Source organism: Desulfocicer niacini (assembly GCF_054657595.1).
This window is the reverse complement of the sequence record NZ_BAAHYK010000022.1, coordinates 44464-67312: the sequence shown is the minus strand read 5'-3', so window position 1 is coordinate 67312 and position 22849 is coordinate 44464. Positions and strand designations below refer to the sequence as shown.

Sequence of the window (22849 nt, the reverse complement as noted above, 5' to 3'; positions counted from 1 at the left end):
TCATCGTTTACTCCACCAATCCTTCCTGTGACAGGGTCTGCGCAAGTGTTTCAGCTGCCTGGGCCATACTTCCGGTAATGAAGCGGCACTGTTTCTGCTGTTTGTGGGGATTTAATGCCACAATTTTTGTGGGGGATGCTGCAAGCCCTGTTTCGTGGGCTCCAAGCCCCAGATGTGTATGATCCCAGTGCTGGATGGATTTATTGTCAAAGGTGTTTTCAATTTCATAAAGGCCCGTGTATTCATGGGCCGTATTGCCGGGTATAACGCTCATGGCCGCCGGGCCTGACAGCTCAAATTGTTCCAGAAATCCGTCTGCCCGCCGTTTCACTCGGGTGTTTTTCATGTCCGGGTCTTCTATTGTGTAAACGTTGGATATATAGGGAAGGCCAAGCATCTGGGCCGTCTGGGGTCCCACATGGCCGGTGTCACTGTCCGAAGACCGGGTACCAAAGAGCAGGAGGTCGAAGGGAGATAATTTGTCAATGGCAGCCGACAAAACCCGGGCCGTGACATAGGTGTCGGACTCCCGGAATAATGGATCACATAAAAGCACCGCCTGGCCGGGACCCATGGACAGCCCTTCGTACAGGGCGGAACAGGCCGATTCCGGTCCCATGGAAACCAGGGTCACCGTGCCGTCATATTTTTGGATCAACTGCATGGCCATGTCAATGGCCGGGCGGTCAAACAGGTTCAGGGTAGTTGTTTTCCGGGCACCGGGTCCCGGAGCCCAAGATCCTTCCACCACCGCTTTTACACACACAATTATATTCAGTCCCATATTTTTTCCACACGCTTTCTATAGTTTTTTTATGACGTTCATGTCGGCAGGCCGACCCAACGAAGAATCACTCGCAGCATTGAGAATCAAGAAAGAATATGCCGCGCAATAACCATGCGATGCACTTCGCTGGTTCCCTCGTAAATTCTTGTGATCCTTGCATCCCGGTAATACCGTTCCACGCTGTAAGCCTTGGAATAGCCATATCCGCCATGGATCTGCACGGCCATGTCCGCCACTTGGCTTGCCGTTTCACTGGCCATGAGTTTAGCCATGGCCGCCTCCTTGGAAAAGGGTTGTTTCCGGTCTTTAAGAAGCGCTGCCCGGTACACCATTAGCCTTGCGGATTCCACCTTTGTACCCATGTCGGCAATCATGTTCTGGATGGACTGATGTTTGGCAATGGGCACCTTGAACTGGATACGCTCCTTTGCATATTTAATGCCCTCCAAAAGAGCTGCCTGGGCAATGCCCACGGCCTGGGCTGCAATGCCTATGCGGCCGGTATCCAGGGCTGCAAGACCGATTTTGAGACCCATGCCCTCCCTGGCAAGCAGGTTATCCACGGGGATTTTGCAGTCGCTCAGGCGAATGGAACATACCGGGTTGGCCCTCATGCCGGACAAATTTTCCTTTTCTCCCACCACAAATCCTGGGGTTCCTTTTTCGGCCACAATGACGCTGATGCCCCGGGGACCGGCAGCGGGATCTGTTCTGACAAACATCACGCAAATATCGGCCACGCCGCCATTGGTGACAAACACCTTGTTGGCATTGACAATGTAATGACCGCCGTCCCTGATGGCCGTGGCTTCAATGGCCGAGGCATCGGAACCGGCATTGGGTTCGGTGAGGCAGAAGGCCCCGATTTTTTTGCCCGTGGCCAGGTCCGGCACAAATTTTTCATGATGAAAGGCATTGCCAAAGGCAAGTATTGGATAAAGGGCCACGCTGTTGTGGACCGAGGAAAGAAGTCCAAGGGATGCCGCAGCCCTGGAGATTTCTTCAATGATGATGATGTAGCTCACGGCATCCATACCGGCCCCCCCAAGTTCCCGGGGGGCCTGGATTCCAAGATAGCCAAGCTTTCCCATTTTATCTACTACCTCCCAGGGAAATCTTCGGTCTTCATCAATTTCCCGGGCAATGGGCATGATTTCACGCTGGGCAAAGGCCCTCACTGAACTTCTGACAATGCGATGTTTTTCCGTTAAGAACGTATCCATAATTAATTACATGCAACTCCGAAAGTTGATAAACCTGTAAAAAGTCCAATCATTGGTTTATTACTGCTGAACAGGTATCAGCGGCAAGGGGGTGTGGTTGAAAATCAAACATCGGACTTTTTGCGTGGCCATCAAAGTTAAAATAAATTCAAGCGTGGTCATAGCATCAGGGGTGCTGGCAGGAGGCAGGCCTGGTCATGGCATTTGCCATCCATCTGAGCATTTCACCGGGTGGTCGAGGTGTGGCAAGGACTCTTTGTGGTTCATAATCCGGCCAGTTCTCTGAACTGCGCTTCATCCAGGATGGTGACGCCCAGATTTCGGGCCTTTGTAAGCTTACTGCCCGCAGATTCCCCGGCCACAAGGAAATCGGTTTTGGCACTGATGGACGACGTCACCCGGGCACCCAGAGTCTGCAAATGATTTTTTGCTTCGTTCCGGGTCATGGTGGATAAAGTGCCGGTGAGCACCACGGTTTTATCAGCCAGGGGGCCTGGTTGTACTGCCGAATTGCCAGGAAGGTTTTTTTCCCTGGAGGCCGCCACGCTCACCCCATTGGCCAGCAATTGCTCAATGACACGGCGATTGTCTGCATTTGCAAAAAAATCATGCACCGCAGAAGCGGTTTTGGGTCCAATACCGTCAATACCTTCCAGGGTTTCCCGGGAGGCGGTCATAACCCCTTCCAGTGTTTCACAATGCCGGGCCAGGAGCAGGGCCGCATTTTCTCCTGTGTGATCAATGCCAAGGGCAACTATAAACCTTGGAAGGGTAATGGCGGCTGCGTTTTTCAATGCCGTTACAATGTTGGCAGCAGACTTGTCCCCCATGCGATCCATGGCGGACAACACCGGTTTTTCCAGGGTAAAAAGATCGGCAAATGAGGACACTATACCACGGTCCACCAGCTGTTCCACCAATTTTTTGCCCATGCCGTCCACATCAAAGGCTCCCTTGGATACAAAATGTCGGATGCGTTCCTTGATCTGGGCACTGCAAGACACATTGATGCATTTAACTGCGGCCTCGTCGGCCAGTCGTTGCACCCTGCTGTGGCACACCGGGCAGGCATCGGGCATGATAAAGGGTTTCTCTTCTCCGGTGCGGTGCTGGGTTAAGACCTTCATCACCTTGGGAATCACATCCCCGGCCCGGATCACCACCACCTGGTCCCCCACCCGGACATCTTTTCTGATGATTTCATCGGCGTTGTGCAGGGTGGCCCGGGAAACCGTTACTCCCCCCACCGAAACAGGTTCAAGCTGGGCCACCGGGGTTAAAATACCGGTGCGACCCACCTGGATAATAATGTCATTGATCACGGTGGTGGCCTCCACGGCAGGAAATTTATAGGCAATGGCCCACCGGGGACTTCGGGTTTTAACCCCCAGGGTTTCCTGTAATTTAATGTCGTCCACCTTGATCACCATACCGTCAATTTCGTAGGGAAGCGTATGGCGTATTTTTTCAAGTTTCCGGTATTGGGTTAAAACTTTCTGTATGGAAAGGTCCTGCTTTATCAGGGGATTCACCGGGAAGCCCATGCTTTCAAGGGTGGCAAGCATATTGCCATGGGATTCAAAGGAAATGCCCCGGCAAAGCCCGGTGCCGTAGACAAACATGGACAGGGGCCGGGAGGCGGTGATTCTGGAATTGAGCTGTCTTAAAGAACCGGCGGCGGCGTTGCGGGGGTTGGCAAACACCGGCAGGTTTTTTTCCTGCTGTTTGCGGTTTAATTCCACAAAATCCTTGGCCTTGATGATCACCTCGCCTCTGACTTCCAGTACTTCGGGAACAGGCATGTCCGTTGGCAGAACAAGGCGCAGGGGAATGGCGCGGATGGTTCTTACGTTGTCTGTTATTACCTCTCCCACAACTCCGTCCCCCCGGGTGGTGGCCCGGGTGAGAAGTCCCCTTTCATAGCAAAGCTCCACGGCTACGCCATCCATCTTGGGTTCCACAATGTAAGATACCGGCGCATTTTTTAAAAATTTTAGCACCCGTTTATGAAAATCCAGGATATCCCCGTCGGAGAAGGCATTGTCAAGGCTTAACATGGGAAGGGAATGGGGAGCACTTTCAAAGGCATCCAGAAGCGCAGCCCCCACCCTGCGGGTGGGAGAATCCTGGGTGGAAAGGTCGGGGAATTTTTTTTCAATTTCCAGAAGCCGGACCATCATCCGGTCGTATTCGGCATCGGAAATTTCCGGGGCATCCTTGGTATGGTAAAGAAAATTATGGCGGTTTAATTCCCGCTGGAGGGTTAACGCCTCCTGCTTTATTAATGCGTTTTCCATGGATTCCTCAATAAAAATTGGGCTTGGTCACAAGGTCAGCCATTCGTCATGGGTAAACGGGGGCAGGCTTGTGTTTCATTTAGATTGTCATGCGATACTCAGGTTGACCGCAAAAATCTATGATGGCATGGTTAACCACTTTCCGGGCATGGGCAAAGGCTTTGGTTTTAAAGGCAGGTTTCCACCGGGTACCGCATAGATCGTCTGACACCACTAAAAGCGGAACCAGCTCCACCCCGCGGTAAGCCGCCACGGCAAAAAGGGCGGAACACTCCATTTCCACGGCCAGGGCCCCCCGGGAATGAAAAAAATTCACCTTTTGTCTTGTTTCCCGGTAAATGGCATCCGTGGTCCAGATGTATCCTTTCTTAAAAGGTATCTTCCTTTTATGGAGAAAGCCGGAAAGGTTTCCGGCAAGACCCATGGCAGATGACGGCGGGGCGGGGGGGTATATCACCGGAAAATCTTCGGGGGAATCCATGTAATTCATGGAAGTGCCTTCGTGGGAAATGGCAGCATCCGGCATCAGGATATCCCCGATGTTCACCGTGGGTGAAATGGACCCGCACCAGCCAATAATAATTATCTGCCGGACCCCCCGGGCAATGAAGGTTTCCAGCATCATGGCGGCGTAGGGGGCTCCCATGTAAGGACCGGCAAAGGAGACGGTGTTCTCCATGACAGTGGACTGTGTTGCCTTTTTGCGTGGGTCTTGGTCCTGGTTTTCCATGAATGTTGTAAAATGGTTCATGGATGCGCCAGGAGCATTATCCTGTGTGTTCTGGTCCGGGCATGCTCCCGAGGTCACCGGGGTTGAGAACAGCTCTCCCATAAAAAAAGGCCTGGACCGGGGCTGACCCAGGCTTTTTTTGATATAGCGTACATCAGGTACCGTGCTGATCATCACCGCAAGGGGGGAAAGATCCGGGGCCTTTCCGACCCCCACCGGTGGTACCAGGGATGGACTATTCAGGTCCGACAACGTCGGAAAGCTCATCCTTTACCTCATCAATGATGTCATATAGCCACAATACGTCTTCCATGGACAGGCGGCCTGCTTTGGAGGGGGCACGGTCGGTGCCGTCCTTTTTTTTTAAAATTCTGGGGCCGATCTGCAGTTTTGGCTCGCCGCCGGCATATTGATGAATGGAGACCATCAACCCGGTCTCTTCACATTTCCACTCATTTAATGTTTTGTCTTTTTCAGGATCATAACCTGCCATTTCTTACTCCTCATATACATCAGGATGATGATATGCATGCCCGATGATGTTCTCATTTTAATTTTTATAAAAATACTGCCTCAAAGTGCCGACAGCACAGCCCCCGGTGGGCGAGCGGTCCGGAGCCGAACCGCTCGCCCGTCGGGGGCGGCACCATGCCATTTTCATTTTTCGTTGTGGCAGTTGGTTAATGCCATGTGCATTATATCAACGTAAAATCTGCAATGTTCTGAAATAATGCGGCCACATCACACAAAAGTCCCATGCGGTTTTGCTTTACAGCCTCATCCTCCACCATGACCATAACCTCATCAAAGAATCGATCCACAAAGGGTCTTAAAGTGGCGATTTTTCTTAGGGCCTTTTCATAATCACCGGCAGCCGTGAAAGCTTTTACCTGTTCCCCCACAGCCTGGCAGGCGGCATAAAGGTCTTTTTCCGAGTCATCTTCAAACAGGGTTTCATCCACTGTTATGTCTTCCTTGATCTGTGCCTTTTTAAGGATGTTAACCACCCGTTTAAAGGCAATGGACAGGGGCTCAAAATCAGATTCCCTGCGCATGGCATCCAGAGCAGTGATTCTAAGCAGGCAGTCAGGGACATTGTCAAAGGAAACGGCCAGGGCCGAATTTACAGATTCACGGGAATGACCCTGGTCCACCAGCATGTTGCCCATGCGGCCTTTGATAAAGGCCAGGACCTGATCAACCACTGGGGCTTTTTTGTCTGTGTCGTCCACATAAAGGGATACGCCTTTTTCCACCAGGGATTTAAGCGAAAAGGTAAACCCTGCCTCCAGTATGATCTGGACAATGCCTATACTCTGGCGGCGAAGGGCATAGGGATCAGAGGCTCCGGTGGGAACCAGATCAATGGAAAAGCAACCGCAGATACTGTCCATCTTGTCGGCCAGGGCAAGCAGTTTGCCCGTTTCAGATGCCGGAAGCTCCGCTCCGGCATGCACCGGACGGTAATGCTGTTCGATGGCAGTGGATACTTCTTTGTTTTCCCCGGCCTTTTCGGCATAAACCCGGCCGATGACCCCCTGGAGCTTGGTGAACTCAATGACCATCTGGCTTACAAGATCCGCCTTGCAGATCCGGGCAGCCCGGACAACATTTTCAAGAAGGGTCTCATTGCCGTCGGGGTAAACCACACCGGTGAGGTACTGTCCCAGTGCCTCCAGGCGCTGGCGTTTTTCATACATGGAGCCAAGGCTTGCCTGGAAGGTGACTTTTTTAAGTTTCTCGGCAAAATCATCCAGGGTGGATTCCAGATCCACCTTGTAAAAGAACTGGGCATCGGCTAGGCGGGCCCGGATCACCTTTCCATGGCCTGCGGCCACCACATCCATGTCCGTTGCCAGGGTGTTGTTCACGGCAATGAAGCAGGGCTTTAAAGCGCCGTTGGCATCGGTGAGGGCAAAGTATTTCTGGTGTTCTCTCATGGCCGTGATCAATGCCTCGTCGGGCACTTCCAGAAATTCCTCGTCAAATCTGCCCACCACAGGATAGGGATATTCCACGAGATTGGTGACAATGTCCACCAGTTCGTCATCTTTTAGAATATGGCTGTCATGGACTGCGGCTGTCTTTTCGATTTCCTGGATTAAAAGGGCTTTTCTTTCGTCAATGTCGGCAATAACTCCCTTGGATCGAAGCAACTCCAGGTAATTGGTCGGGGATGCCACAGGAAATTTTCCCGGATGCATGAAAAAATGCCCGAACACCTCGTTGGACGAGGTGATGTTACCCACCTTGAAGGGAATCACCGTTTCCCCCAGAAGGGCGGTTAAAGAAATGATGGGCCGGGCAAAACTGATGGAAAGGCTGCCCCATCGCATGCGCTTGGGAAAGGGAAGGTTTAAAATTATACCCGGCAGGGCCTCGGCCAGAATATCCGCTGCAGACAGGCAGGGCTCTTCTATCATCACTGTCAGATAGTCACCCTTGTCCGTGGTTGTGGTGGTCACCTCCGAAAGGGATACGCCTGCTTTTTCTGCAAACTTTTCTGCGGCAATGGTGGGATTGCCGTCTTTGTCATATCCCACCCGGGCCGGAGGACCCATGACGGTGGAGTTTTTTGCCGTCTGGGTGTCTGCCACCTGGTCAATGATCACCGCCAGCCGTCGGGGGGTGCCATATACCTTTGCTGCCCCATGTTTGATCCGGGCCCTGACAAGGGCTGAAATAAGGCTTTCCCGAAATGCCGCAAGGGCAGGAACTATGTATCCGGCGGGGATTTCCTCCGCGCCGATTTCAACTAAAAGATCACTCATGATTACACCTGTTTATCCTGTTTTAAAAGGGGATGCCCCAGGGCTTCTCTCTGGGCCACATAGGCCTTGGCACATTCCCTTGCAATGTTTCTGATTCTTCCGATGTACCCGGTTCTTTCCGTGACGCTGATAACTCCCCTTGCGTCCAGAAGGTTAAAGGTGTGGGAACATTTCAGACAGAATTCATAGGCTGGCAGTACCAGGCCCTGTTTGACAATGCGCAGGGCCTCACCCTCATATTTTGAGAAAAGATCAAACAGCACATCTGTGTTGGCCACCTCAAAGTTATAGGTGGACTGCTCCACCTCCTGCTGGTGGTAGACATCGCCATAGGTGATGGTGTCGTTCCACATGAGATCATATACGCTGTCCACCCCCTGGAGATACATGCAAAGCCGTTCCAGTCCATAGGTGAGCTCCACGGAAATGGGGCTTAATTCCAGGCTTCCCGCCACTTGAAAATAGGTGAACTGGGTAACCTCCATGCCGTCCAGCCACACCTCCCAGCCAAGGCCCGATGCGCCCAAGGTGGGGGATTCCCAGTCATCCTCCACAAAGCGGATATCATGGGCCAGGGGATCAATGCCGATGCATTTCAAGCTGTCAAGATACAGCTTCTGCACATCGGCGGGGGAGGGTTTGAGCAGCACCTGGAACTGGTAGTAATGCTGGAGTCGGTTGGGGTTTTCTCCATACCGGCCGTCGGTGGGCCGCCGGGAAGGCTGCACATAGGCCACCTTCCAGGGTTCCGGTCCCAGTGATTTCAAGGTGGTGGCATGGTGAAAGGTGCCAGCCCCCACTTCCTGGTCGTAGGGTTGAATGATGACACATCCCTGATCTGCCCAGAATTTTTGCAGATTTAAAATTACTTCCTGAAAATTCATAGTTTTTTCGCCTTTAAAGTATCACTCGTCCGTCATAAGTATTTCCAATCTGCCACCATTTCATGTACTGATTTTGTTTTTTCACCAGAACATTGAGGTGTGAAGAATGGAAATCCACGACTCATGAGAGTATCATTATACCTTTATGATCAACGGCCGTTTCCAAAAGGTGCCCCTGATCCTTGTTTATCAGTATTGCCTGCCATTGCTGTCTCAATTTTTCCATGGTGGAATCCGCACCAATGGCCCAGAGACATCCCCCACCCCCAGCCCCGGTGAATCGGGCACCGCAACCCATGTCCTGGGCTGCACTGAACAGGGCCTGACCGGTGTCATCCAGAACATCGGGTGTCATGTCCAGTCGGATGCGGGTTTCCTGGTTCATCAACTGTCCTGCTCGGTGAAAATCCTGTGCTTTAACCGCAGCGGAAAACCCAGCAGTGAGTTTTACAATTTGCTCCCATTTATCACGATTTTGCCCGGAAAGGAACTGATTTACCCATCTTTTGTTGATATCACTTGACACATGGGGGATGCCGCAATAGGCCACCAGAAGATTGCTGTTGAGGCTTGTCAAGGCATTCTCATCGGAAAAGACAGGTTCCTTTACAAAGGCGGGATGTCCCTTTTCAACGGTCCAGTGCCATAGGTTCACCCCGCCAAATGCTGCGGCCAACTGATCTTGCTGACCACAGGGAACGCCTGCCACGCTGGATTCAATGTGATGGGCTATGGCAGCGGCGGGACCGGGTTCCACCAGATGTTCCAGGGCTTTATTAAAGGCTGCTACCATGGCCACGGCGGCGGCGGAAGATCCGCCCAGGGCGCTTCTCGGGGGAGAAGAAGATTCGATGTGTACATGGACCCCATGACCATTGAAAAACCGCACCACTGCAAACATCAAACCCATGGGATGGGTAAAGGGAACCGTTTGTGCATCAAACTCGGCACTTTCAAAGCCCCGGGAGGATATTTTTATATAGCCTGTTCGCCAGGGGGACAGGGTGACGGTGGTTCTCAGATCAAGGGAAATGTTGAACGTACCGGGATTCAGGTGATTCAGGGGAAGGAAAAAGGTGCTGATATCCAGGGTGCCGCCAAGGTCAATGCGGCAGGGAACAGACACTGTGATGCTTTTTTTTTCAAGTATGGTTTTAAAGTTCATCTGGATCTCTTATTTGGGATTATAAAAAAATCAGTCCATAAGCCGACGGAGTACCGTCAGGCTTTTCATGTCCCTCCCAATGTGGAAAGGAATAAAGGCTTCCAGCAGAGCTGCGCCTTCTTTTATGGCCTCCGGGGAAACTTTCAGTCTTTCTGCCCGTCCCATGTCCGTGGTATTGATCCAGAACAGCTGTTTTAATGTGCCCTTGGACACGGTGATGCCGTGGCTGATGGAGCCGGTGCCGCATCGGTTGCACACCAATCGGCCCTCTGCAAAATCAAAGGTGATACGCCCCTGGGAAATCTCATCAATGGGGGTTTCACACATACCGCAGCAGGAAAGGTTGGGGGAAAACCCTGAAATACCCATGAATCGTATCTGGAACAGAAGACTTAATACTTTTACATCCATGGTGTCGCCGTTTAATTGCTTTAACACATGGAACAGCAGATCATACAGTTCGGGTTCCTGTCTGCCTTCCTCCATCCAGGCGTTAACCATCTCCAGCCAGTAACTGGCATACCCTGTGTGCACCGCATTGGTTCGAATTCTGGCAAAGGCGGTTTCTATGTCCACATTGTTTAAAATGGGCATGCGGTTTTTACGTTTTGGCCAGGTACATTGGATATTCATCACCGTGAACGGGTCCAGAGCCCCGGCAAATCGCTTGACGCTTAGCCGGGCGTTTTTGGCCATCACCGACAATCGGCCCATGGACCGGGTAAAGTAGGTGATAATAAGATCATGGTCCCCATACTCAGTGCGGCGGATCAAAATTGCGTCCGTGGAAAAAGGTTCCATTTAAATTCCCAATAGAACCGTTGCAATCATGAAATAGCAGTAGACACTGACAATATCCACAGATGTCGTTACAAAGGGGCCTGTGGCAACTGCCGGATCAATGTTGGCTTTTTCAAAGAGCATGGGAACAAGGGAGCCCACCAGGGCTGCCACGGACATGGAGGTGATCACCGCAAACCCCACGGCAAAGGCAAGATGCAGGGAAAGGGGTTCCTGATGAAAGCGTACCTTGGCCACAATTCCTATGAAAATACCATAGACAAGACCCAGGATCACCCCGATGGCAAGCTCCTTTCCCACCACGGACACCAGGTCTCCGGTGTCAATTTTTCCTGTGGCAATACCGCGTACCACAATGGTGGAAGACTGGGTACCGATGTTTCCACCCATGCCCATGATCACCGGAATAAAGGCGGCAAGATATGCATATTTCTGCAGGCTTTCTTCAAAATTGCCGATGATGAAAAAAGCGGCAAGCCCCCCCAGAAAACTAGTGAACAGCCAAGGCAGACGGATACGGGTACCCCGGAGCACTGTCTGGGTTTCAATGTAGTCCTCCCCCACACCTGCCATTTTAAGAATATCGCCGGTGGCTTCTTCGCTGATGATGTCAATGACGTCATCCACGGTGACAATTCCCACCAGGCGATTGTCATCGTCCACAACCGGGACTGCCAGATAATCGTACCGGGCCACCAGCTGGGCCACATCTTCCCGGTCGGTGTAGGTTTTCACCGACACGATGTCCCGGGTCATGAAATCCTTAAGGGGTTTTTCCGGATGTACCACCACCAGCTGCCGCAGTGAACTGACCCCCACAAGTTTACCATAGGCGTCAATGACGTAGACATAAAAGGGCATTTCCACATCAAGGAACTCGTTCTGCAGGGCCTCAATGACATCCCTTGCCCCCATGTCTTCTTTCAGGGCGATGAAGTCCGGCACCATGATGCTGCCGGCGCTGTCCTCACCATAGCTCATGAGATGTTCCACTTCCAGGGAGTCTTCGGTGTTCATTTTTTCCAGGATGACATCTGCTTTTTCTTCATCCAGATACCCCAGGAGCTCTGCGGCATCATCGGCTGCCATGTTTTCAAAGACATCCACCACCTCATCAATGGGCATGTGGTCCATAATTTCCAGGAAAACAGTCTCTTCCAGTTCGGAAAACAGCACCCCCTTTTGCTCCGGGTCATCCATGAGTTCAAACATTTTCATCCGATTTTCACTGGACAGCTCACGAAAAACAAGGGATAGATCTGCTGCGTGGGTTTTTTTGATTATATTGAGCAGGGATTTAGTGGCACCACGTCTTAACAGGCGTTTGACACTTTCTGCAAGTATTTTATGGCGCTCTTTCTGCATTTGTTAACCTCTGTTGTAATGGGTCATGGGTGTTAGGTTATGGAAACTGGGTGCTTGATCCTGTGGCTTGATCGTATGCCTCTCTGAGTAGGATGTTGCTGATTGATTGAGGATCTTGTTTGAGTTGGCCTTTATGCGCCGGGAATCGTCAATCATATGAATCCCGAATAAAAACCTGATTCATCAAAAACACATGTTCGAGCCCCCTTGTTGAGATTTGGCACAACATGGGCCACTTTGGGATGGGTTCAGGCTTGCGTTATTGGCGCTTTTATTTGACTCTGCCTTGAAAATAAAGTGGTTATAAAAAGTATAGAGCCTGACCCCGTTGCTTCACCAAATCGTGACGGATGACCCATGCTGTGACCAAGCTCCGCTTGTTATATGAGCAGGTACCGATGTTGAAGGTCTGGAACGGGCCATTAAAATCGGACGTCTGGTGACGTGGGGTTACAACATCTGCTTGACGTGGGCTTTTTCCCTCAGGTCTTCAATCCAGGCATTAAACTTTTTTTCCACAATGTCATCGTATAATTTTTTTCTGATCTCATCGGAAACCGCCTCCAGGGATGTGCTGGAGCCATCATCAATGGTTTCCACAAAGAACATCTGGTAGCCCAGATCCGTCTGGATAAATGCCGTGTGCTCACCGGCGGCTAGGTCTTTTACGGCATCGGCAATTTCCCCGGACAGGGCATCCAGTCCGAAAAGACCGATTTTTCCACCATCTGCGGCATTGGGTGCCTGGGAATATTGCCTGGCAACATCGGCAAAGGAGTTACCGTTAGTAAGGGCCTGGGTGACGGCATTGAATTTTTCCTGCACAAGGCTATCCACGGAAAGAGCACCCCCGCTGATTAAAATATTTCTCAGATATATTTTTTTTGTTCCACCATACATTTCCGGGTGGGCCTCATAATAGGTTTTAATATCCTGGTCGGTGATGATCACCTTTGATTTAACACTGAAATTAATCAACTTGGGCCGCAGGATTTCCTGACGGATTTTTTCTCGATAGGCATCATAGGTCAGCCCTTCCTGTTTCAGTGCCTTTTCCAGATCCTCCTGGGTCATCATCCGGGAGCGTTTGAGCTGCTCAATGGCGTTGTCCACTTCCTGATCGGAAACGGTCATGCCAAGTTTTTTTACCTCCTGATCGGTTATCTTGCGATCCACCAGGTTTTTGAGCATTTCCTGTCTGAGATTAAACTGCATGGCTTCCATTTTTTCCTGGGAATATCCGGAGGTGGATAATTTTTCTTCATAGGGTCGAATGGCATTGTTTAATTCGGAAAGGGTGATAATGTCGTCGTTCACCACGGCAACAATGCGATCCACAATTTCCCCAGAGGCCATGGCAGGGATTAAAATCAAAAAAATCAAACAAAAATATACAAAGCGATAATTCTTTGTCATACTAGTTATAAGCTCCGTTTTAGGTGTGTGGATAGCCGATGTCAAGCCGGGTGTTGGTGTGGCCTGGCCCTGAAGGCCGGGGGACAGGCGCAAAACCATAAACACTATGTGTTAACATGGGCCAGCATCTCTTTCAAGAATTTTCTGTACCAGACATGAATCAGTTCACCCCGGCGGCAATAATCTTTAATGCCGTTCTGGCCTCCACCAGGGCCCGGGTGATTTTTTTCATGCGGGCGCCCACGGTTATTTTCAGCACATTCTCCGATGTGAATTCATGGGAAGGTACAATTTCTGATACAGCACCTGCAAGCTTTGAAGGGTATTTCTGGTGAAGGTCCGAAAATACCATGGAGATGGCGGTGGGGGTGATATCCATCTTTTTTACCCCAGCTTTGACGCTGAGCACCCGCAGCATGATTTTAAAGAGCATGTTTACCCCTTCTTCGGGCAGCTTGCCGAAACGGTCAATGAGTTCCTTTTGCATGGCCAGTACCTGGGTGGGTTCAGTCATCTGGGATAGCCGTCGATAGATGGTCAGACGCTGCTCAATGGATTGGACATAATCTTCTGAAATATGGGCGGACATGGCAATATTGATGTCCGGTTCCAGGGATTCAATTTTGGGCTCACCCTTAAGATCCAACACCGCTTCATCCAGAAGTTTTAAAAACATGTCATAACCAACGGCGGCAATGTGACCGGACTGGGCACCCCCGAGAGCGGACCCGGAGCCCCTTATTTGGAGATCTTTCATGGCAATCTGAAATCCAGAGCCCAGATCCCGGTGTTCCATGAGGGCGGCCAGGCGTTTTTTTGCATCCCGGGTGAGCCGGTTCTCATCGGGTACAAACAGGTAGGCGTAGGCCTGGTCTTCCCCACGGCCGATACGTCCCCTGAGCTGGTAGATCTGGGCAAGGCCAAATCGGTCGGCCTTATTGATGATCATGGTGTTTGCTGACGGAATATCAAGGCCAGACTCCACAATGGTGGTGCATACCAGAAGGTCAATGTCTTTGTTGATGAATTGAAGCATTACCTTTTCGAGTTCATTTTCCGAAAGTCTGCCATGGGCCACCCCAAGTCTTACCTGGGGGACCAGTTTCTGCAGATTCTCCGCTATCTTGAAAATGGTTTTTATCTCATTGTGTATGAAAAATATCTGACCTCCCCGGCCAAGCTCCCGTTTGATGGCATCTGCCACCACTGAATCATCATATTCTGAAATATAAGACACAATGGGCTGTCGATCTTCGGGGGGAGTTGATATTACACTGATGTCCCGCATGCCGGTGAGGGACATATGAAGGGTTCTCGGAATGGGGGTGGCTGTCAGGGCAAGTACATCAATGGTGCTTCTTTTCTTTTTAAGGCTTTCCTTGTGTTTCACCCCGAATCTTTGTTCCTCGTCCACAACCAGAAGTCCCAGAGCTTTAAAATGAACGTCTTTCTGGAGAAGGCGATGGGTGCCGATGACCACATCGGTCTTACCCGATGCCAGGTTTTCCAAAATTTTACGCTGTTGTGCCGCGGTTCGGAACCGGGACAGGGCCTCCACCGTCACCGGATACCCGGCAAAGCGCTGACGGAAGGAATGCAGATGCTGTTCCGCCAGAATGGTGGTGGGGACAACCACGGCGGCCTGTTTTCCATCATTTACGGCCTTGAAGGTGGCCCGGATGGCCACTTCGGTTTTGCCATACCCCACATCTCCGCACACCAGTCGATCCATGGGGGTTTCATCCTCCATGTCGGTGAGGACGTCTTCAATGGCTTTGAGTTGATCCGGGGTTTCATCATAGGGAAATGCCGCCTGGAAATCGTTGTAGTATTCATCCGGGGCACTGAAGGCGTACCCCTTATTCACCCGGCGTTCGGCATATATTTTAAGGAGCTCCCCGGCCATTTTTTCCACTTCTTTTTTTGCTTTGGCCCGGGCTTTGCCCCAGGTTTTCCCACCGATTTTATCCAGAAGCGGGGTGTAGCCTTCCACCCCCACATACTTTTCGATCATTTCCATGCGATCCACCGGAAGATAAAGTCGGTCTTCATCCCGGTAAGAGATAAGGATAAAATCACCGGAAAGACCTTCCATGGTGATGGTGCGAAGTCCCTCATATTGTCCGAGGCCATGCTCCACATGGACAACGATATCCCCTTCTTTGAGCTCTTCCGGGGTGATGAAACTGGTTTTTACCCGGCTGGTACCGGTTTTCCGGATTCTTTTTTTTGCTCCGAATATTTCCTGATCCGTGATCAGGGCAAGACCTTCTTCGGGGTGTACAAATCCCGAAGAAATATTGCCCACCACATGAAAAATACCCGGGGAAAGAGCATGGGACCGGGGAAATTGATCCAGGCGCATGGGCTCAATACCATAGGGCTGCAAAAGAGAAACCACCCGTGTGGCCTGGACCTCGCTTGTGCATACCACAACCGCTGCCATACCCATGTCCCGTTTTTCCTCCAGCCATTTTGCCAGGGGCAGTAAAATGTTTTCGTGGCGGCCTTCTCTTTTAAGCTCGGCGGACAGAAGGGCATTGTTTTTAAAACCGGGGTTCATAACCCTTGCAGATGGGGCTTCTGGCACCTTGTTAGCGGATTCATCGGCGGCGGGTGTTTTTGCGGCAGTCTCACCGGGAACGGGCAGGATAGCTTCGGGCTTTTGGATATCAACGGCTTTGAAGGCAATGGTTTTTCTATTAAAAACCTGGTTGATGACATTGTCCCAGGTCATGTAAATGGATTCCGGGGCCACACACAATCTTTTTTCCGATCGGGCGGTTTCAAGATTTTCCCGGGCACTTTTTTCAAACTGACGAGCCGCCTGCAGCAGCAGGTCAGGCTCATCCATTACAAAAAGTGTGTCGGTGTCCACATAATCAAAGAAAGAGTCCAGCTGCGGGTACACAATGGACAGCATGCTTTCCATGCCGGGAAACCGTCCTTCTTCTTTGGTTCGATCCACGTATTCCCGCATTTTTGCCGTGCCGATGTCCGATTCCGATGCCGCCTGGCGCAGACGTCCCAGGACATGGGCAAGGGTGCTTCTTTCCAGCACGGCTTCACTGGCAGGGATGATGATGGCTTCTCTAAGCTCCTTTGTACCCCGCTGGGAAATGGGGGAAAAAAAACGCAGGGATTCCACCAGATCCCCCATGAGATCAAGCCGCAGGGGCAGGGCGTAATTGGGTGAAAAAATATCCATGATCCCCCCCCGCACCGAGTAATCACCTGGTTCTTCCACAAGAGATGTCCGCTGATAACCGCCGGCATTGAGGCGTGCAATGAGAAGATCCCGGTCAATTTCCTCGTTATTGATGATCAGTTCCTGGGCATCGGCAAGGGTTTTTCTGGGGACCAGTTTTTGCAGCAGGGTATCAACACTTGTCACCACCAGATGATGCGCCCTTCCTGAAATAAGATGGTTGAGAACGCTCAGGCGTTTGGCAGCGGTGGCCCCATGGTAGGAAAGGGATTTAAAGGGCAGGATATGATACCCCGGAAAATAGAGGCGTCTGGATTTCTTTCCCGGCAGTTTTGGCAAAAAAAAGGAGATGTCTTCCATGAAGCGCATGGCCTTTTTATGGTCCGAGACAATGACCACAACGGTTTTTTCCATGTCCCGGCACAGCTGTGACACCACAAAGCCTTTTTCTGCACCATTCATTCCGGTGAGTTCCAGGCGGGAGGCGGGTTTGTTGATCTCTTTTAAAAGGGTGTTTTTCATTTTTTTCTTGATTTTAGACGTCATAAGCATTAAAGGTAGTCACACATTCAAATGCCGATGTAACTCAGTTGGTAGAGTAGCTGATTCGTAATCAGCAAGTCAGCGGTTCGACTCCGCTCATCGGCTCCAGTGAAAAACGCTATGGTTACAGGCTTTCCAGCTTGTAACCTTTTTTTGTTTTTCTTTAAAACCCTTTATTATGGCATTTCGGGTGCGTAAAATGCATACCGTTTGCATACCGCTTTTTAAAGAGCTGACAACCATATATCAGGCCATCCTTGAAAAAACAACCCATGGTATGCATACCCGGTATGTAGTTCTTTCTTTTGCAATTCGCTTAATCTTTTCAAAGCTTCGCAACCTACCCAGTCCCAGCATACCCATGGAGAAGGGCAAAGCTTTTATTCTCCAATCATTTTGACCAAAACACGTTTTTTTCTTCTACCGTCAAATTCACCATAAAAAATTTGTTCCCATGTGCCGAAATCAAGCTTGCCTTCCGTGATTGTCACAACACTTTTTCTACCCATGATCTGTCTTTTTATATTGAGTTAAGACACCGCCTGTCGTCAAAAGTACAATAACACAAGCCTGTCCCCTTTGGCCCCGCCAACTATGCGAGACAAAACATATTATGACCAAGCTGGAAAAATGGGAATGCACTCACAAAAAGTCTCTTTATCTGTATGTCAGATTGATATGCAGGTCAGGTGAACAACTCCTTGATATCCATCAAAAATCAAAAAGGCGCATTGCCATTGATTCGACAATATGCCCTTTTAAAATGCGAGCTGTTTTTAGCTGATTCAGGTCAAATTAAATTTTGATTCCGGCCAATGAAACAGGAAATTAGATTTTCTTTGCCTTTGCATCCCTTAACATAAAGTACACCGAGAAGATAAAGGCAATGCCCACAAAAAAGAAGGGACTCCCACCACAATGGCCAGAATTTTGATATCTTTAAATCCTCCGGTGAGCTGAAGATAATACCGGTAAGACCGATGATCACGCCCCAGAAGGCTTGGTATTGGGGCTTGATCATCGTCTTGTCTTGCCCGGGAATGACGCAGGAGTGCGAATGAAGTTCACTCCGGCAAGAAAGAAGCAGATGGTTCAAATATTGCTTGTTTACACATGATGGTGGACTGCATTGACAATACGTGATGTATTAGATATCTTCCAAAATTGTAAAAAGCAGGTGCTGAGTACTTGGGTACTGTATGTTAACAGCAACAGCTTTTTTCAGTCTTCGTTGTATTCACCAGGACATACGGGTTATAAAGAAACAGGAACAGGTAGATGTGATTATAAATCTTTGTCTTTGTATGGCGGCCTTTGCTTTCAGTTTTGCCGGATTTGGATATGGCCTGGTGGCTGTTCCTCTTCTGGCTCTGGTTATGCCCGTGAAAATGGCCGTGGCCATTCAATTTCCTTTTTCGGTGCTCCTGGTATTGCTCAATACCTGGCGGTATGGACGCACCCTTCAATGGCAGGATTTAAAATCCCTTTTTCTGGGGGCAGCCATTGCCATTCCCGTTGGGGTTTTTTCCCTGAACTGGTTTCCCGAAATTGTGATGAAGCGTGCGCTGGCCGTATTCATTGTTCTAACAGTGTTAAGTGCCAGAAACAGGTGGGGAGAAAAAATGATTCATGGATTTGCTTCCACTTCGCTGGGTGGTGCTGTGCTTGGTATTATCAGCGGTTGGTTTATCGGTGCCTATACCACAGGTGGCCCACCGGCCGTTATTTATGCTACTGCCAGATTTACCGATGCTGAAAAAGCCAAAGGTATTATGGGTATCTACTTTCTCGTCACCGACATTGTCCTGGTCATTCTTTTTTGTGTCACCGGTGTGCTGACCGAGGGTACTTTGGTGCAGTCCCTTATGTATGCCCCTGCAGTGGTGATTGGATTTCTTGTGGGAGCAGTTTCTTTAAAGCGGGTCAGTTACCGGGGGTACATGGTTGGGGTGCATGTATTACTCCTGATGGCTGCAGGTATGCTGTGGTTTGTGCATTGAGTAATGACAAGGATGCTACGCAAGCTGTGTTAAAAGTGGTGCCTGCCATCACCCAAACCATCAAAATCAGTCTTGAGGATCTAAATTATCACCAGACAGTTTGATTGAGATTTATAATGGCCCATATCGCTCCTTAAATGGTGGCATGGGCCGTTTTTATATGACAAGGTTGTAATTGTCATAAGTCCTGTTCTTTTTTATCGTTGGATTAATAACTGGGGCGAGATACGTAAAAATTCACTGTTAATGGCCTTTACCACCCCTTCATGCACCTCTCCGGTGTGCTCATCCATATAGACCTTGGAAACCTCTGTGGGCAGCACCAGAATGCGCTCATCCCATTGACTGAGATGTTGGCAAAGATGTCCTTTTCCTTCAAATACCTCGTTTTCAGCCACTGTGGTGTCAATTCCATTGGGAAGACAGATGCTTTCAAGGCCTGACAGCCAGTTATGGATGCAAGGTGCCCACCTGGATCGATTCAGCAGTGCGGTTCCGAGATTAAACACCGGCGGGGAGGAAAATCCTTTGTCTTTCTGTCTGGAAATATTGTAGGAATGAATATCCAGCACAATGCAGATATTAAATTTGTTCAACAGATGGGTGACCACAGTTCCCATAAAATCGTAAAACCGAGTGTGGCTGTCCAGGCTTTTGCGGTTCATTTTCGGGGTGGGCTGGCTACCATATACCTGAATTCCCCAGAATTTATCCGGGGTGAGGGGCAATGCCAAATCCGGTGATCGATTGAGATCGTATACGGCCCGGGATTCCAACCCCCATATGGTGTTGGGCAACCCTTTGATCATTTTTTCCGTGGCCGTATCCTCTTCAAACAGACGCTGGGCCGGAGGAATGACCATATAAGGCAAGAGTTCCTCCCGAACAAGGTGACCGGCATGGATGGCCGTGGCAATGATGGGGGTGGAAAAATCAAAATCATAGGCAAATCCCTGTAAAGGGTCTGTTCCTGCTATGCCACCCTTATGGGCGATTTCGTTTTTTATTGAAGGTATATAAGGAAGGGGCATGGTGTTTTTTTCCATAAAATCATTTTTTTAAAAATTGGGTCTGGGCCATAAGAGGAGTCATCAATTGTTGGATTAGTCACAACATGGGGTACTCGTCACACCTGGTGGGCCAATGGGGTCAGGCTCATAATCTGCTGAGCCTGACCTGGCATTTTTATGGGCATTCAAAAAATTGGCTACCAACATAAAGCGGGCCAACCCGCATGTCCTGGTGGACACAACGAATATAGGGTCGTAGACGCGGAGGCAAATGGCAATATTCCGCCGCCCCCCGACGGGTAATGGTCCCGGCCCGGAACTGTAGACAGCTCGATTGGCCGGTTCCTATTACCCGTCGGGGGGCGGCTCTGCTGAGGTAAACTTGAAGGCTACCTTTTCATCTAACATACATGGCAGTAAGTACCTGCCACAACGAATAATGAAAAAGTAGTTGCTGTTAGAACCCAGTACCTAGAACCCAAAACCCAGTACCCGCTTTCTCATATAAAAAGCGTTTGCAAATACCTATGAAATGGGCCTTGCAAATAAAATGATGATCGAATTTGTCCAAACTTATGGCGGTAGCCCTGTTTGCTCTAAATTAGATTAAACCGTGCCAGGGCCGAGGTGACAATGTGGTTCACCAGTTTTTTGTAATCCTGGGCCTCATCACCGGAGGCGTGGTGCATGGTGAACATCTGGGGACTCCAGCTTTTTATGGGTTTCAGGCCGGGGATGCCGTTGACCTCAATGATTTTAAGGACCCCGTTGGCATCCATACGCATGTCTGCCCGGACATGGTCCAGACAGTTGAGGGCTTCCATGGCCTGGCGGCACAGTTCGTTGGCCTGGTCGGCATATTTCCCGGCGGGTCTGATTTTAGTGGCACCCACCCCCCTCAAGTCACTTCTTAAAATGGGATATTTGCCGAAAAGTGCGGGGTCCACCAGCACCTGGCCGGGTAGAAATTCCTGGTGCTCACCGTTGCCGAGCATTAAAACTGTGTACTCATCACCGGGCAGATATTCTTCAACCAGGGCTGGCTGGTCATAGGTGTCGTGGATGTGGGCCACCCGTTTTTTTAGTTCGTCTTCCGAATTGACCACACTGTCATCACTGATGCCAACGGATCTGGATTCATAGCTGGGTTTCACAAAGGCAGGGTAGGTAAGCTCGGGTAATGGATCATTGCGATCAATCTGGTAATGATAGGGTACGGAAACGCCCTTTGCCGTGAGGATATCATGGGTGGCGGTCTTGTTGATCAGGGCTTTCATGGTGGCGGCATTGGGTCCGATGTAAGGGATTTTTCTCTCATCAAAGATATCTGCAAACCACTCACCGTCTTCGTTCAAGCCGATGGTATCTGATTTGCTGTTGATATAGTAAAGGCAGCTCCAGATGATATCGTATTCTTTTTCTTCAATGGCCTTGTAGAATTCTTCCATGTTGTTGACAAATGCGATTTCTGCGCAGTTGTCACCCTCATTAATGGCTTTGCATACCTCCTGGGTAACTGAAAGATCTCCCCAGCCCTGGGCGTCTCCGGCCGGGCCGGTGATGATCAGTACTTTTTTCATTTTTTTATCTCCATTTTTTTGTATGAAAGTCTCACCAATATGCTGGAATTAAAGGGCTCTCGTTTTTCGCTGTGGCAGACTAATTTGCCATGTATGTTTATATGAAAATGCCGAGAGCAGAGCCCCCGGCGGGCCGACATGGCGGTTTATATTATATTACAGAAAACAGGGTCGGGTTCAGCTCATATCTGCCAAGTACCGCCACGGTTTCAGGGGAAATCTTTTCCAGCAATCGACGGTAGGCGTTAATGCGCGCGGTTTCCCATGGGATCCTTGACACAATGTGAAAATTGATTTCTGGATGTTTCGTGACCGTTTTTTTCTGGTTTAAAGCTCGGCGGGTCATGGATTCGTTGGGATTTAATATCACCACATCTTTGGTGATATGCTTTCTCATGGCTTCCATGAAAAGATCCCGGCAATATCCGAAATGGGTACAGCAAAGGGCTGCAAACACCCGGCCAGCGGTATTGCCCATGTTTGCCGCGGCCTTTTTCACATTGTCATCAATCATTTTCGGCACGATATCACTGAAGGGATTCCTCTCAATCTTGCCTGCCAGATCCACACACCCCTGGTTGAAGATACGACCTTTTTCAATGCCCATCTGTCTCAGCCGCATCTCATGGGACCGGGCCGAGGTGGTGGTGGGGGTGCCAAAGATAATTACCCGGCTGTCCGGAGTTTGAACCATATTGTCATGGATCATGTCCGCCCCGTCCGCCACAATCCCGGTGACTTCAATGTCTGTTTCCCTGCTGAAGGGGGTTTCAGGGTAAATCACCGAAAGGGTATTACAGGCAATGAATATCCGATGGGGATGGTAATTAGCCATGGCGGTTAAGGCATTGTGAAACACCCGGGCCCTGGTTTCCATGTCTGGAAAATGATTGTATCCGCGGTGGGATTCGGGCCAGGCATTGAAATAGATGAGATTGACACTTTTCCAGGGAGAACCTGTCTTCAGTTGATTGGCAATCTCGGAGAACACCGACAGCCCCCCCAGGCCGGAATCTGTTATCAGGAGGGTTTGTTCTGCAGCATGGTTTATTTCTGGCATTTGCAACGT

17 protein-coding genes and 1 tRNA gene are annotated in these 22849 nt (G+C 50.1%); 2 read left to right on the top strand and 16 right to left on the bottom strand.

Features of this window, described 5'->3' with window-relative positions; translation table 11 throughout:
* Window positions 1–7 precede the first annotated feature (7 nt).
* The 12 genes from ACYQ2M_RS13390 to mfd all read right to left on the bottom strand — a co-directional run bounded on the left by ACYQ2M_RS13390 (window position 8) and on the right by mfd (window position 17169).
* Window positions 8–784 (bottom strand): electron transfer flavoprotein subunit beta/FixA family protein, encoded by a 777-nt coding sequence (locus tag ACYQ2M_RS13390; protein WP_459916857.1) that lies wholly within the window; start codon window positions 782–784, stop codon window positions 8–10.
* 86 nt (window positions 785–870) lie between these two features.
* Entirely contained in the window at window positions 871–2010 is a 1140-nt protein-coding gene (locus ACYQ2M_RS13385; protein WP_459916856.1) for an acyl-CoA dehydrogenase family protein, read from the bottom strand.
* Between the two features lie 263 nt (window positions 2011–2273).
* On the bottom strand, window positions 2274–4307 hold the full coding sequence (ligA, locus tag ACYQ2M_RS13380) for an NAD-dependent DNA ligase LigA (protein WP_459916855.1): 2034 nt from the start codon (window positions 4305–4307) through the stop codon (window positions 2274–2276).
* A gap of 79 nt (window positions 4308–4386) precedes the next feature.
* The gene (locus ACYQ2M_RS13375; protein WP_459916854.1) at window positions 4387–5304 is read right to left on the bottom strand and encodes a nucleoside phosphorylase; all 918 of its coding nucleotides are present in this window, start codon (window positions 5302–5304) and stop codon (window positions 4387–4389) included.
* The gene (locus tag ACYQ2M_RS13370; protein WP_459916853.1) at window positions 5273–5530 is read right to left on the bottom strand and encodes a hypothetical protein; all 258 of its coding nucleotides are present in this window, start codon (window positions 5528–5530) and stop codon (window positions 5273–5275) included. Before ACYQ2M_RS13370 ends, ACYQ2M_RS13375 begins: the two co-directional genes overlap by 32 nt.
* Window positions 5531–5732: 202 nt before the next feature.
* Window positions 5733–7808, bottom strand: coding sequence for a glycine--tRNA ligase subunit beta (glyS, locus tag ACYQ2M_RS13365; protein ID WP_459916852.1), 2076 nt, complete (start codon window positions 7806–7808; stop codon window positions 5733–5735).
* A 2-nt stretch (window positions 7809–7810) separates the two neighbouring features.
* The gene (gene glyQ, locus ACYQ2M_RS13360; protein ID WP_459916851.1) at window positions 7811–8692 is read right to left on the bottom strand and encodes a glycine--tRNA ligase subunit alpha; all 882 of its coding nucleotides are present in this window, start codon (window positions 8690–8692) and stop codon (window positions 7811–7813) included.
* Window positions 8693–8813: 121 nt separating this feature from the next.
* Window positions 8814–9857 (bottom strand): GHMP family kinase ATP-binding protein, encoded by a 1044-nt coding sequence (locus tag ACYQ2M_RS13355; protein ID WP_459916850.1) that lies wholly within the window; start codon window positions 9855–9857, stop codon window positions 8814–8816.
* Between the two features lie 30 nt (window positions 9858–9887).
* On the bottom strand, window positions 9888–10658 hold the full coding sequence (recO, locus tag ACYQ2M_RS13350; protein ID WP_459916849.1) for a DNA repair protein RecO: 771 nt from the start codon (window positions 10656–10658) through the stop codon (window positions 9888–9890).
* Window positions 10659–12023, bottom strand: a complete 1365-nt coding sequence (gene mgtE / locus ACYQ2M_RS13345) for a magnesium transporter (protein WP_459916848.1) — start codon at window positions 12021–12023, stop codon at window positions 10659–10661.
* A 450-nt stretch (window positions 12024–12473) separates the two neighbouring features.
* Window positions 12474–13439 (bottom strand): SurA N-terminal domain-containing protein, encoded by a 966-nt coding sequence (locus ACYQ2M_RS13340; RefSeq protein WP_459916847.1) that lies wholly within the window; start codon window positions 13437–13439, stop codon window positions 12474–12476.
* Between the two features lie 160 nt (window positions 13440–13599).
* On the bottom strand, window positions 13600–17169 hold the full coding sequence (gene mfd, locus ACYQ2M_RS13335; RefSeq protein ID WP_459916846.1) for a transcription-repair coupling factor: 3570 nt from the start codon (window positions 17167–17169) through the stop codon (window positions 13600–13602).
* A 53-nt stretch (window positions 17170–17222) separates the two neighbouring features.
* On the opposite strand from mfd, the gene ACYQ2M_RS13330 reads away from it, so the two are divergent.
* Window positions 17223–17298, top strand: a tRNA-Thr gene (locus tag ACYQ2M_RS13330).
* Window positions 17299–17570: 272 nt separating this feature from the next.
* On the opposite strand, the gene ACYQ2M_RS13325 is transcribed toward ACYQ2M_RS13330, so the two are convergent.
* Window positions 17571–17702, bottom strand: coding sequence for a YjbQ family protein (locus ACYQ2M_RS13325; RefSeq protein ID WP_459916880.1), 132 nt, complete (start codon window positions 17700–17702; stop codon window positions 17571–17573).
* 687 nt (window positions 17703–18389) lie between these two features.
* Here ACYQ2M_RS13325 and ACYQ2M_RS13320 point away from each other — a divergent pair.
* Window positions 18390–19190: a sulfite exporter TauE/SafE family protein gene (locus tag ACYQ2M_RS13320; protein ID WP_459916845.1), complete on the top strand. Its 801-nt coding sequence runs from the start codon at window positions 18390–18392 to the stop codon at window positions 19188–19190.
* 197 nt (window positions 19191–19387) lie between these two features.
* On the opposite strand, the gene ACYQ2M_RS13315 is transcribed toward ACYQ2M_RS13320, so the two are convergent.
* From ACYQ2M_RS13315 to ACYQ2M_RS13305, 3 genes are all read right to left on the bottom strand, one after another.
* Entirely contained in the window at window positions 19388–20221 is an 834-nt protein-coding gene (locus tag ACYQ2M_RS13315; RefSeq protein WP_459916844.1) for an N-formylglutamate amidohydrolase, read from the bottom strand.
* Window positions 20222–20796: 575 nt separating this feature from the next.
* Complete coding sequence (locus ACYQ2M_RS13310) at window positions 20797–21780, bottom strand: D-alanine--D-alanine ligase family protein (RefSeq protein ID WP_459916843.1); 984 nt, start codon at window positions 21778–21780, stop codon at window positions 20797–20799.
* Between the two features lie 151 nt (window positions 21781–21931).
* Window positions 21932–22840 carry a hypothetical protein gene (locus ACYQ2M_RS13305; RefSeq protein ID WP_459916842.1) on the bottom strand — a complete coding sequence of 303 codons (909 nt, stop codon included), beginning with the start codon at window positions 22838–22840 and terminating at the stop codon, window positions 21932–21934.
* Window positions 22841–22849: the final 9 nt, after the last annotated feature.

Excerpts from the sequence above, each read along its gene's own strand:
- glyQ (WP_459916851.1), bottom strand. The coding sequence starts at position 8,692 with ATGAATTTTCAGGAAGTAATTTTAAATCTGCAAAAATTCTGGGCAGAT.
- recO (WP_459916849.1), bottom strand. The coding sequence starts at position 10,658 with ATGGAACCTTTTTCCACGGACGCAATTTTGATCCGCCGCACTGAGTAT.
- ACYQ2M_RS13375 (WP_459916854.1), bottom strand. The coding sequence starts at position 5,304 with ATGAGCTTTCCGACGTTGTCGGACCTGAATAGTCCATCCCTGGTACCA.
- mfd (WP_459916846.1), bottom strand. The coding sequence starts at position 17,169 with ATGAAAAACACCCTTTTAAAAGAGATCAACAAACCCGCCTCCCGCCTG.
- ACYQ2M_RS13390 (WP_459916857.1), bottom strand. The coding sequence starts at position 784 with ATGGGACTGAATATAATTGTGTGTGTAAAAGCGGTGGTGGAAGGATCT.
- glyS (WP_459916852.1), bottom strand. The coding sequence starts at position 7,808 with ATGAGTGATCTTTTAGTTGAAATCGGCGCGGAGGAAATCCCCGCCGGA.
- mgtE (WP_459916848.1), bottom strand. The coding sequence starts at position 12,023 with ATGCAGAAAGAGCGCCATAAAATACTTGCAGAAAGTGTCAAACGCCTG.
- ACYQ2M_RS13370 (WP_459916853.1), bottom strand. The coding sequence starts at position 5,530 with ATGGCAGGTTATGATCCTGAAAAAGACAAAACATTAAATGAGTGGAAA.
- ACYQ2M_RS13305 (WP_459916842.1), bottom strand. The coding sequence starts at position 22,840 with ATGCCAGAAATAAACCATGCTGCAGAACAAACCCTCCTGATAACAGAT.
- ACYQ2M_RS13315 (WP_459916844.1), bottom strand. The coding sequence starts at position 20,221 with ATGCCCCTTCCTTATATACCTTCAATAAAAAACGAAATCGCCCATAAG.
- ACYQ2M_RS13355 (WP_459916850.1), bottom strand. The coding sequence starts at position 9,857 with ATGAACTTTAAAACCATACTTGAAAAAAAAAGCATCACAGTGTCTGTT.
- ACYQ2M_RS13310 (WP_459916843.1), bottom strand. The coding sequence starts at position 21,780 with ATGAAAAAAGTACTGATCATCACCGGCCCGGCCGGAGACGCCCAGGGC.
- ACYQ2M_RS13320 (WP_459916845.1), top strand. The coding sequence starts at position 18,390 with ATGTTAACAGCAACAGCTTTTTTCAGTCTTCGTTGTATTCACCAGGAC.
- ACYQ2M_RS13385 (WP_459916856.1), bottom strand. The coding sequence starts at position 2,010 with ATGGATACGTTCTTAACGGAAAAACATCGCATTGTCAGAAGTTCAGTG.
- ligA (WP_459916855.1), bottom strand. The coding sequence starts at position 4,307 with ATGGAAAACGCATTAATAAAGCAGGAGGCGTTAACCCTCCAGCGGGAA.
- ACYQ2M_RS13340 (WP_459916847.1), bottom strand. The coding sequence starts at position 13,439 with ATGACAAAGAATTATCGCTTTGTATATTTTTGTTTGATTTTTTTGATT.